The sequence below is a fragment of the Nonomuraea sp. NPDC048916 genome (assembly GCF_040649575.1).
GTDB lineage: Bacteria > Actinomycetota > Actinomycetes > Streptosporangiales > Streptosporangiaceae > Nonomuraea.
The window spans coordinates 73,460-84,453 of record NZ_JBEZFS010000032.1 but is presented as its reverse complement, the minus strand read 5'-3'; the positions used below and the strand labels follow the sequence as shown (position 1 = coordinate 84,453).

General features: G+C 70.0%; 8 protein-coding genes. 3 read left to right on the top strand and 5 right to left on the bottom strand.

The genetic code is table 11. The features are described from left to right. Positions 1 to 415: 415 nt before the first annotated feature. The gene (locus AB0C16_RS29710) at positions 416 to 1,483 is read left to right on the top strand and encodes an AI-2E family transporter (RefSeq protein ID WP_357687515.1); all 1,068 of its coding nucleotides are present in this window, start codon (positions 416 to 418) and stop codon (positions 1,481 to 1,483) included. Here the strand turns inward: AB0C16_RS29710 and AB0C16_RS29705 are convergent. Further along, on the bottom strand, positions 1,440 to 2,120 hold the full coding sequence (locus tag AB0C16_RS29705; protein ID WP_357687513.1) for a helix-turn-helix transcriptional regulator: 681 nt from the start codon (positions 2,118 to 2,120) through the stop codon (positions 1,440 to 1,442). The two genes, AB0C16_RS29710 and AB0C16_RS29705, sit on opposite strands and share 44 nt — an antisense overlap. A gap of 46 nt (positions 2,121 to 2,166) precedes the next feature. After that, positions 2,167 to 3,021: a hypothetical protein gene (locus tag AB0C16_RS29700; protein ID WP_357687511.1), complete on the bottom strand. Its 855-nt coding sequence runs from the start codon at positions 3,019 to 3,021 to the stop codon at positions 2,167 to 2,169. 296 nt (positions 3,022 to 3,317) lie between these two features. Here AB0C16_RS29700 and erm point away from each other — a divergent pair, with 296 nt between their 5' ends. After that, entirely contained in the window at positions 3,318 to 4,154 is an 837-nt protein-coding gene (erm, locus tag AB0C16_RS29695) for an ErmE/ErmH/ErmO/ErmR family 23S rRNA (adenine(2058)-N(6))-methyltransferase (RefSeq protein WP_357687509.1), read from the top strand. On the opposite strand, the gene AB0C16_RS29690 is transcribed toward erm, so the two are convergent. Beyond that, the gene (locus tag AB0C16_RS29690) at positions 4,143 to 5,477 is read right to left on the bottom strand and encodes a hypothetical protein (protein WP_357687507.1); all 1,335 of its coding nucleotides are present in this window, start codon (positions 5,475 to 5,477) and stop codon (positions 4,143 to 4,145) included. The genes erm and AB0C16_RS29690 overlap by 12 nt on opposite strands. A 161-nt stretch (positions 5,478 to 5,638) precedes the next feature. Here AB0C16_RS29690 and AB0C16_RS29685 point away from each other — a divergent pair, with 161 nt between their 5' ends. Continuing rightward, entirely contained in the window at positions 5,639 to 7,228 is a 1,590-nt protein-coding gene (locus AB0C16_RS29685) for a molybdopterin-dependent oxidoreductase (protein ID WP_357687505.1), read from the top strand. A 21-nt stretch (positions 7,229 to 7,249) separates the two neighbouring features. Here the strand turns inward: AB0C16_RS29685 and AB0C16_RS29680 are convergent, their stop codons facing one another. Both AB0C16_RS29680 and AB0C16_RS29675 read right to left on the bottom strand, forming a co-directional pair. Further along, the gene (locus AB0C16_RS29680; protein ID WP_357687503.1) at positions 7,250 to 8,647 is read right to left on the bottom strand and encodes a carbohydrate-binding protein; all 1,398 of its coding nucleotides are present in this window, start codon (positions 8,645 to 8,647) and stop codon (positions 7,250 to 7,252) included. Positions 8,648 to 8,974: 327 nt separating this feature from the next. Further along, positions 8,975 to 10,798 (bottom strand): M14 family zinc carboxypeptidase, encoded by a 1,824-nt coding sequence (locus AB0C16_RS29675; protein ID WP_357687501.1) that lies wholly within the window; start codon positions 10,796 to 10,798, stop codon positions 8,975 to 8,977. Positions 10,799 to 10,994: the final 196 nt, after the last annotated feature.

The window sequence follows — 10,994 nt, the reverse complement described above, 5'->3', positions numbered from 1 at the left end:
GAAACGGACGCGTACACCCTCACAGAAACCCGGAAAACCCAGACCCCGCTCAGAGGCGCACATTTCATTTCATTTCGTACTGCTGTGTTCTAAATCCTTCCAGCCACCCAGATCCGTGTCAAATTCACCCGAACCAGCCTGACCAGCTGAAACCGAACACCACCCCGTTCCCAGGGCAACCCCTCTAACTTACTCCAGCCCCTGCCCGTTGTCAATCGGGCGGGTCGCGGACATGGTGATCCACTGACTGGTCTGGCTAGGAGGAGACCCTCGATCGATCGACGATCATCGTCGTCCCCTCGGGCCTGGTGAACTCTATGCAGCACTCCGAGAACCGTCAAATCAACGGATTGGCCGCTCCTGGCCGGTGTTGACGGCCTGGCCCGGGTAGATAGAGGCCGTGTTCGATCAACCCGTGCCCAGAGCGCTCATCGTCCTGCTGGGGATCGCCAGCGCGGTGATCGCCCTCTTCGGGCTGCGCGAGGTGGCGTCGATTCTCGGCCCGGTCATCCTGGCCCTCGTGCTGGTCATCGCCGTCGCGCCGGTGCGCGACTGGCTGGCCCGCCATGGCGCCCCCGCCTGGCTCCAGGTCGCGGTGCCGTTCCTGATCGTGCTTTCCGTGCTGCTCGGGATGGTCGCGGTGCTGACGATCTCGGTGGCGCAGCTCGCCTCGCTGCTCCCGACGTACACGAAACAGTTTCAGCAGTTGCTCGCCGACGCCCAGAACTTCGCCACCAGCCACGGCGTCAGCAACGAACAGATCAACAAGGCCTTGGAGACGCTCGACCCCGCCCGGATCCTCGGGATCGCGCAGACTCTGCTGTCGAGCACGCTGGGCGTGCTGTCCAGTCTGTTTCTGATCGTGGTGCTGCTGCTCGCGATGTGCCTGGACGCGCCCGTGACGGCCAGGATCCTGGCCACCGGCCAGGACAGGAAGCCGCAGCTGGTGACCGCGCTCGCCTTGTTCGCGCACAAGACGAGGCGCTATCTGATCGTCTCCACGATCTTCGGCCTGATCTGCTCGACGCTGGACGTGGCGGCTCTGTCGTTTCTGGAGGTGCCGCTTCCGCTGCTCTGGGGTGTCCTCGCGCTGATCACCAACTACATCCCCAACATCGGCTTCGTCCTCGGCCTGATCCCGCCCGCGATGCTCGCCCTCCTCGACCGCGGGCCCAAGCAGATGCTCCTGGTGATAGCGGCTTACATCGCCATCAACGTCGTGATCCAGTCTTTCATCCAGCCGAAGTTTCTCGGTGACGCGGTGGGGCTGTCGACCACGATGACGTTCATCTCGCTGATCGTGTGGGCATTCGTCCTCGGGCCGCTCGGCGCCCTGCTCGCGATCCCGCTGAGCCTTCTCACACGCGCGCTGCTGGTCGACAGCGACCCGCGCGCGAAGTGGGCGGCCGCTCTCATATCGGGCAGCCCGCCTGCGGACGCTAGGCCGCCAGAAGGCGCGGCGACACCCCGCTCAACCGCCTGACCTCGCGAGACAGGTGCGCCTGGTCGGCGTAGCCCGACGTCACCGCCACCTCCGCGAGGGGGACCCCGGACCGGGCGAGCCGCAGGGCACGCTGGAACCTGACGATCCGCTGCAACGTCTTCGGTGAGTAGCCGAACCCAGCCACGCTGCGGCGATGCAGCTGCCGCTCGCTGTAGCCGAGCTTCCGGGCGGCCTCGTGGACCGACAGCCCGGACCGCAGCGCGGCCACGATGGCCGGGGCCGCGGGATCGGGTGGTGGGGTCTGCCGGAGCCGGACGCTGATCGCCGCCCGCATGGCCCGCAGGCGCTCCTGCGGCATCTCCGTCGCGAGCTCGGGGAACGCGTCGAGATCGGTCAGGGGCACCCGCTGGTCGCGCAACCAGTGGACCGGGACGCCGAACACCTCACCGGTGGCCCCCGGCCTGAAGCGGATGCCGGTGAACGTGTCTCCCGCGCGCATCGGGGTGGACATCGGGCCGGTGTCGGGACCGGCCACGAAGGGCCCGTCGGGACCCCAGATGAGATCGACGCATCCGTCGGGCACCACCAGCTGGGTCGAGTCGGTCTCGCTGACCTGGCGCCACTCGCAGACGACGCGCTCGGCGAGCCACGGCGCGGGGGGCCGTTCCTCGTACATGCCTCCACGCTATGCGAGCCCACCGACAGAACCGCGGCGGGCTCACTCAGGCGTCCAGGCGGCCGTAGTCGCGCAGGGTCTTGAGCCGCTCAACCGTCACGTGGCCGCCCCACTCGTGCTCGACCAGCGGGGTCCACATCTCCCAGTTGCCGTTCCAGCCTCCCTCCCGGGACTGGGCGGCAAGGAGCGTGTCCAGATGCCGGTCCAGGGTCTCGGGCTCGAACAGCGGCAGCCGGAGCGGAGCGGGCGCGAAGTCCAGCGGGAAGTGCGCGTCGCCAGGGGTGTCCGGGTCGAACGCGACGGTCGCCAAGATGGCGTCGCGGAGCCTGCCGAACTCCGCCTCGGCCCGCCGTCGGTCCGGCGCCCTCTCCAGGAACCCGAGGATCGCCCTGGCCTCGTACGGACTCGTCCGGTGGACGCGCGCGATGGCGGTCCAGCAGAACTCGGTCGCCGGGCCGAGCCATGGGTGGGCGATGCCGTGCTCGTGCAGGAGCCCGGCGATCGAGGCGGTCGGGATCAGATTGCCGGGCGGATCGTCGCCGCTCTCCCACCAGGGAGCCCGGAACGTGTCACGGACGCTGGGAAGCACGAACGGCACGCCGCCGTCTCCGGCGGTCACCGACAGCAGGTAGTCGCAGGCGGCCGGCACCATCGGGTCGGAGAAGGCGTCGAGCTCGTCCAGGATCCGGAAGGCCACCTCGACGGGCTCGGGCTGGCTGCCCGCGCCGCGCAGGTCGGGTTCGAGGGCGTTGCCGAACCCGCCGTCGGGATTCTGGTAGCACCGCAGCGCGGCCAGCACTCGCTCTCGCGGCCCGCCGGCGAACAGCACCTCGAATCTGAGCCTGTCGATCAGCCGCCCGTGCAGTTGCAGGTACCTTTCCGCCCGCTCTCGTGGGTCCATGGCCACGAAGTTACCGGCGGAGGCGGGGAATCTCTTGTCGAAATCGGACGAGCCCGCTCTTCACCGCGCGGCGCTCTGATGGTCTCGCCGCCGCGGTTAAATGCGTTGCCCCGCGCCTCGGCCGCTGTCTAGCCTGGCCGGCATGTGGGGAGATGGAATGATCGGAATCTGTTTCATGCGTCTGCGCCGGAGCCGGGCTCTGGCCCGCTAGCGGACGTCCATCAGGCAAGGCGTCCGCAGGCGCGCCCAGGGCCCTTCGAGAGATCCATTCATCTCGAGGACCCGGAAGGGCAGCTGTGGCGCAGAATTTCGCGCACGGAAATTATTCGCATACCCAATCGCGCGCTCAGGGAAAGGCCGCCCGGAACGGCGGTGCCCGCACATCCCGTGATCAGGCCAGGCGTGTCCTGTCGCAGAACTTCCTGGTCGACCGGCAAGCCCTGGAGCTGGTGGTCAAGGCCGCCGCGCCGGAGGGGCTGGTGCTCGAGCCGGGCTCGGGCGAGGGCGTGCTGACCAGGGCGCTGGCCGAGGCCGGGGCGCGGGTCGTCGGCTACGAGATCGACCCGAGGCTGGCCGGTCGGCTCGCCTCACGGACCCGCGACGATCCGAGGATCGACGTGGTCAGAGGCGATTTCACGGCCGCACGGCCGCCGCGCGAGCCGTTCGCGGTGGTCGGCAACATCCCCTACTCGGTCACGTCCAGGATCGTGAGCTGGTGCCTGCGGGCTCCGGCTCTCACCTCGGCGACGCTGGTGACCCAACTGGAGTACGCCCGCAAGCGCTCCGGCGACTACGGCCGGTGGAGCCTGGTGACGGTGGAGTCGTGGCCGTGGTTCGACTGGCGGCTGGGCGACCGGATCGGCAGGCAGAGCTTCCGGCCGGTGCCGTCGGTCGACTCGGCGGTCCTGCGGATCGAGCGGCGCCCGGAGCCGCTGGTCGAATCACGCCGTGACTACCAGCGGCTGGTCGAGCTCGGTTTCGGCGGGGTGGGCGGCTCGCTGCGCGCCTCGCTCAGGACCCGCTACCAGGGTGTGGACGCGGCCCTCGGCGCCGCGGGCATCGCCCGTGGGGCCGTGGTGGGACATGTCCATCCCGACCAGTGGGTCGTCCTGTGGCGCCGGCTAGGTCGATGACGTCTCGCGTGTCCTGACGGGCGGGGCGAGCTGTGGGGCCGCCGGGGCGCGGCGGCCCCACGGCATGGCCATGACCAGCAGCGGCAGCAGCACGATCGACGCGCGGGACCAGTCGGCGTGCAGCGCCCACCAGGTGTTGGTGTCGAACTGCGTCATGTAGATGTAGCCGTACGCCGCCCAGAACGAGACCCCGATGATCGCGGGCCAGGCCCACCTGGTGGGCCGGGCGACCAGGAACGGCATGAACCACAGGAGGTACTGGGCGCCGAGCCGGGGCGTGACGACCATGAAGATGAGCAGGATGGCCGTGGTCATGTCGATCGGGTCGGCGCGCCGCCAGATCAGCACCACGCCCACGACGCAGAGGTAGATGAGGTTGGTGCCGAACGAGGCCAGCTCGGGCCTCAGGTCCCAGTTGCCCTCGGTGAAGTGGGGGGTCCAGCCCCATTCGCCGACGATCGGCCGGATGTCCTGGATCGTGTTGATGACCTCGGGGATCTGGTCGAGCCGGGTGCCCGCGAAGATCGGCAGCGTGACCAGGAAGAACACGGGCACCAGGCCGGTGACGAACAGGGCGGCGACCCTGGCCCGCAGATGTGGCAGGAGCAGCAGCATGCCGGGGATCAGCCAGATCGGCCAGCTCTTGGCGCACAGCGCCAGGCCCATGAGGAGCCCGGCCAGCGCGGCCCGTTTGAGGTCGGCCCGGTCGGTGGCGCCGGGCAGCAGGGCCCGGTGCAGCAGGCCGCCGGATCCGAGCATCCGGTGCAGCCCGCTGCGCAAGTCGTAGGCCGACATGCCGCGCCGCACTTTCGCGACCACGCGGGTCGTGACGCCGACGCGGTCGGGCGAGCCGGGGCCGCGCGCCACCACGAAGGCGGCCACGCCGAAGACCAGCGCGACCGGCTCGACCTGGCCGTGGATGGAGGCGACGAGCAGGGCGAGCGGGTTGAGGGCGTACTGCAGGGCGCGCAGCGACGCCTTGGGGCCGCCGGCCAGCTTGGCCACCAGCGGGATCAGCACGATGTCGGCGACCACGGTGACCAGGCGCCCGGCGTATTCCCATGGGATGCCGAGCCACAGCAGGATCCCGTAGACGTAGGGGATCGTCGGCAGGAAGTGCCAGCCGCCCTCGCTGGCCAGCACGGGGTCTTCGCCGTTGAGCACGGCCTCGCCCGCGGGCCGGAAGCTCTCCATGAAGTCGACCGGCTGCCAGGAGTCGTTGGCCGCGGTGAACAGCAGCAACACGCGCACTGCGATGCCCACGAGGATGGCGACGAGGAGAGGTGGTCTCCAGTCGCGCCACTGGGCAATCAGGGCGAACACGACTCCGGCAACGAGGACAATCCCCGTGAGAACTGCGTAATCCATGGCGGCTCTAGCCTGCCGTACTCCTCTGGATGCTGCGACTCGGCCTGGTGATTCTTATCCCCGACATGGCGGGTCGTACCGCGATAGACCATCACCGTCTGTGCTGAACTTTTCCCATGGGGGGATCGCACGTCAACCAGGCACTGGTCAGGCTCTATTTCGAGGTGAAAGTCGGGCTTCGCGACCCGGTGGCCGCCTGGGCGAAACTCACAGGAAACTCGGAGTTGTACCGACGTGCCCGCGGTGGCCGGCGGGTTCCGCTCGACGACGATACGGCGGCCGAGCTGACCGCCGCCGCGATCGTGCACACAACCGCCGAGCACGGCGCGGACCGGGTGGCGGCGCTGGCCACCTCTCCGCTGGCCGGGCTGGTCGGCGGGCTCGGCGGCGCGGTGCTGAGCGAGCAGCCGAGCGCCCCGGAGCAGATGCTCGGCCGGGGCTTCCGCGGGCCGCGGGCCGATGACTGGGCACGCGCCGCGCACGTGATGCTGTGGGGGGAGAACAACCGGCTCGCCCGCACGCCCGACACCCCCTGGGTGATCGCCGGGCGGTACAAGGGCCAGAAGGTGGTCGCGATCGGCCCGCATCCGACGCGGTTGTCCGATGAGACGCTGGTGGTGCGGCCCGGCACCGACGGCGCCCTGGCGATGGCCATGGGGCACGTGCTGCTCAAGGAGTTCTTCCTGGACCGGCCGGCGTTCGCCGCGCACGCGATGGAGCGCACCGACCTGCCGTTCCTGGTTCGGCTGCGCGAGCGGGGCGGCGGGTTCGTGGCCGACGGCGTGGTGGGACGGCCCGCCGAGCGGCTGAGCGTGTACGGCGGCGACGCGGTCGAGGTGCTGCTGCCCCGCTTCGACGACGGCCCGGGGGTCCTCAACCGGGGCGTGCCGGTGGTGCGCGACGGCGAGCACCTGGCCACGACGGTGTACGACCTGCTGCTGGCGGCGTACGGCGTGGTCCGTGACGGGCTGCCCGGCTGCTGGCCCGGCGACTACGACGACCGGCGCGAACCGTACACGCCCGCCTGGCAGGAGGCGCTGACGGGGGTTCCGGCCGCGCGCACGATCAAGGCCGCGCGTGAGCTGGGGGCGACGGCCGAGCAGACCGGCGGGCGGTGCGTGATCGTGCCGGGACGGCTGGAGACGGCGCATGCCGATACCGCCTACCGGGCGATGCTGGCACTGCTGGTGCTGACCGGGTGCGGGAGCGGGTGGGCGCAGCCGGGCGCGGGGACCGGCGTGCCGCTGATGCCCTACCTGTGCCTGCACACCGGCGGCGAGGACGAGGCGAACGTGGGCCGGCTGTGCTGGCCGCTGGCCGACGGGGTGCTCAGCGGGCGCACGCCGCGGTCGGTGCTGCTGGAGGCGGTGCGCGACGGGCTGCCGATGGCGCCCTCGCCGCGGGTGCTGGCGATCCCCCGGCCGATCCACCCGATGCCGCCCGAGGTGGAGCTGCTGATCGGCCCGGACGACCGGTGCGATCTGGCCCCGCCCGACGCGCGGCTGGTGGCCGACGCGGTGGCCAAGCTGGCGGTGGACCACGTGGAGCCCGTCCCGGTGGAGACCGAGGTGATTCCCGCCGAGAGGCGGATGCGGCTGCTGGTGGACCACGCGTGGATGCACGAGTACGGGGAGGCCCTGCCGACGTACCGGCCGCCGGGCCCGGGCCTCCCCCTCAAGCCCACTCAGCTGGTCGTGCTGAGGTAGGCGGGGACGGTCATCGCCCGGCTAGAAGCCGGCGGTGATCCTGGTGAACTCCCACTCGCCCTGGGAGATGCCGCTGCAGTTGGAGACCACGCCGCCGCCGGGGCAGGAGCGGTCGCGGTTGACGGACCAGTAGGCGAGCCTGGTCAGGCCCCTGGCCTTGGCCCAGTCCCTGATCTGCGTCCAGGTGGCCGGGGTGGTCAGCTCCTGCTGGTCGGACAGGCCGTTCATGCCGGAGATGCCCATCCGCGCGTACGCCTGGGCGTCGGTCCAGCCGAAGGCGTTCTTCAGGGCGTTCTTCAGGCCCTCGGAGGCGTTGACGGTGTCCTGGTAGATGTTGGAGCTGCCGAAGTCGAACGGCATGATCGTGTAGTTGTCGATCGGCACGCCGAGCGCCCTCGACTGGTTGATCAGCCGGATGCCGTGCGCGTTGGGGCCGCTGGTGGTGGTGCCGAAGGTGACGACGACCTTCACGTTCGGGTTGTTCTGCTTGACGATCTTGAGGCCGTTGAGGATGCGGTCCTGGACGGTGTAGTTCTCGAACTCGTCGGTGTTCTCGATGTCGAAGTCGACCACGGCGGGGCCGACGGCGTTGATGACCTGCTGCACGGCGCCGGCGAAGGCCTGCGGGGTGGAGCAGTTGGGGCCCAGCTTGTTGCCCTGCCAGCCGCCGAACGAGATCTGCACGCTGCCGCCCGCGGCCTTGATGGCGGAGATCGCCTGCGCGTCGGCGCCGCCGGTCAGCGGTCGCTGGCCGTCCCAGGCCGGGGTGCAGCCACCGCTCGACAGGATGAACGCCATGGTGAACGACTTCACGCCGGTCGCGCTCATCACGCTCGCGGGCGCGGGCGGGTTGCCCCAGCCCATGTAGAGGTAGGGGGCGCCGGGCATCGCGCCGCCACCACCGCCCGTGCACCCGCTGGTCGTGCCGGTGACCTGCCCGCTGGCCGCGGACTCGCCCACCGCGTTGTACGCCTTGACGGTGTAGGTGTGCGTGGTGCACGTGCCCAGCGAGCCGATCGTCGCCGAGGTGCCGGTGACCGTGGCCCGCACCGTGGCGCCCTCGTAGACGCGGTAGCCGGTGACCGTGCCCGACGATCCTCCCCACGACAGGGAGATCGAGTTGTTGGTGGTGCTCGTGACGCTCGGGGTGCCGGGCGTGGAGGGGACGCCGGGGTTCTGGCCGCCGCCGGCGACCTTCCACAGGGCGGGCACGTTGGGCGGTTCCCAGCCGGGCTGGGAGGTGTGGCTCTGGACGCACTCGTACTCGACGCCGTTGTAGGTGACGCGGGTGCCGGCCGTGTAGGAGGTCCAGGCCTGCCATTGGGGGGCGGCGAAGAGCACCGCGCTGTGGGCGACCGGCGCGCCGGTGACGAGCCCGGCTCCGATCATGGCCAGGGCGGCGGCCAAGGCGAGGAACATGCGACGAAATCTCATGGCATTCCCTGGGGGGTGCGGCTTGACGGTCCGGGTGGTGGCGTGCCGCACGGCTCGCGTCGGGGGGTGAGAACGCAAGCCGTGCGGCACGGCCCGCCTCCTTCGAGGCGGACCGGCTGAGGGCGGATCGCTTTCCTTTAGGAAACTTTCCTAAGAGTTGCCGCGATGGTAGTCCTGACTCCAGGTCCTTACAAGACCCAAACAACGCCGGGGAACCGGCCGGCCACGCACGGGCCCGGCGGGCGTAATGCCGGAGGCCACCCGCCGGGCGCGGCGGGTGGCCCCTTCTCGGCTCTGCCGTGCGGGATGGGACTACTGGGTGATGCGCACGTCGTCGACGCCCGCCTCCACGAGGGAGGCGCCCGACGCGTCGGCCGCGTCGATGAGGATGCGGATCGTCTGGCCCGCGTAGGCGCTCAGGCTCGCCGTGGCCACGCTCCAGGCGCCGTTGCGGTTGGAGGCCGCCCCGGCCTGCTGGAACACGGTCGTCGTGGTGTTGCCCACCACCCGGACCCGGAAGTAGTCGGCGCTGGAGGAGTTGGAGCCGTGGGCGAGGTACCACGACAGCGACAGGCTCGGCGTGCCTCCGGCCGGCAGCGTGATGGGCGGCGACTGGATCGAGGTGACCCCGCCGTCGATGTCGTACGTCCCGGCCGAGGAGCCGGCCAGGGGGCCCGTCACCAGGTCGTTGCTGCCGCTGACCGTGGTGCCGAGTTGCTTGGCCCCGGAGGAGGTGGTGGCCTGGGGGTCACCGCGCTCCCACTGGCCGGAGGTGGTGGTGTCGGTGCCGTTCGGGTTGACGGTCCAGCCCGTGGCGGTCTCGAAGGTGTCGGAGTAGATGGTCACCGGCGGGTTGCCGGTGCCGCAGTACTGCGGCTCCTTGCCGATGATCCGGTAGACGCAGTCGGAGTATTCGAGGAAGCGGAGCACGGCCTCCCTGTTGCGGGTGGTCTGCGGGACGATCTGCTCGTCGGGCGGGTAGAAGCCCGGACTGGAGCCCACCGGGTACATCTCGAACGTGAAGCTGAAGATCTTGTACACGCCCCACAGCCAGTCGTCGATGGTGCCGTCGGTGATGTAGAGGTCGCTGGCCTGCTCCGGGGTGTAGCCGTTGGTCGAGGCCATGTTCTGGCCCAGGGTGGCGTGGGCGTCGCGGTCGTCCTGGGTCAGGCCCGGCGCGGTGTCGTTGAACGTGTAGCCGTACGGCCACAGGATCAGCTCGCTGTAGGTGTGCCAGTCGATGTGCGACTTGAGCTGCTGCACCCCGCCGACCACACGGCCGCGCACCCAGTTGGCCACGGCCTTGACCTCTGGGGCCGACTCGGCCGACGCGCCCCGGTAGGTCTCGCTCGACGTCGAGCCCGACGAGCCGCCGCAGCAGCCCCAGTTGTAGGCCCAGTTACGGTTCAGGTCGGTGCCCACCGCCGACGAGCCGCTGTTGGGCTGCCGGTTCTTGCGCCAGGAGCGGTAGCTGCCGGCGGCGATGTCGTACTCGCCGCCGTCCGGGTTCAGGTCCGGCATGATCCAGATCTCGCGGCTGTTGACCAGGTTCGTGATCCGGGTGTCGGTGCCGTAGTTGTCGGCGAGCAGGTGCATGATGTACAGCGCCATCTCGACCGTCAGGTGCTCGCGGGCGTGCTGGTGGGCCGTGAAGAGCACCTCCGGCTCCGCCTCGTCCGTGCCCACGTTGTCACTGATCTTGACGCCGATCAGCTGCCTGCCCTCGTACGACGTCCCGTACACGAACTTGCTCGCGATGGAGGGGCGGGCGGCGACGAGCGCGTCGATGTCGGCGGTCATCTCCGCGTAGTTGTGGTAGGCCGAGTCCGATGGCGGGAAGTCAAAGGTCCTGACACCGGACGGGGATAACGGGCGCGGCACCTCCGAGACCCGGTAGCCGAGCTTCTTGATCGCGGCGATCTCGGCTTCCGTGGCGGTGATGAGGACGGAGTCCTTCGTCACCTCGTCGATCGCGGCGCCGGTCGCGGCCACGGCGCTGCGTTGCTGGGCGTTGGCCGGCCCCTCCACCCGATACTGCCTGTTCGGCGGCGGCTCGGCAGAGGCTCCCGCCCCGGTCATGCCGGTCAGGCAGATCAGTCCCAGGACGGCCAGCAGGATGACTAAGCGGCGTTGCACCCTGTCCTCCTCAGGCGCGCGGGCTAGGTGTTGACACGCACCTGAACTGAGAGTGAGGACCTTCCTTCCGCCGGGAAAGGCCCAATTCTCCGGTGCGTCTTCCCGTCCAGGTCGGCGCTTTCCGCCTGCTTAAACCCCAGGCCGGAACGCTGGATTCGGGCGACGAACGGCCACGCCGTGACCTCGCGGTCTCGTG

Bases quoted from the DNA above. Each gene is read 5' to 3' on its own strand.
- AB0C16_RS29705 (WP_357687513.1), bottom strand. From the start codon at position 2,120: ATGTACGAGGAACGGCCCCCCGCGCCGTGGCTCGCCGAGCGCGTCGTC.
- AB0C16_RS29680 (WP_357687503.1), bottom strand. From the start codon at position 8,647: ATGTTCCTCGCCTTGGCCGCCGCCCTGGCCATGATCGGAGCCGGGCTC.
- AB0C16_RS29700 (WP_357687511.1), bottom strand. From the start codon at position 3,021: ATGGACCCACGAGAGCGGGCGGAAAGGTACCTGCAACTGCACGGGCGG.
- AB0C16_RS29685 (WP_357687505.1), top strand. From the start codon at position 5,639: ATGGGGGGATCGCACGTCAACCAGGCACTGGTCAGGCTCTATTTCGAG.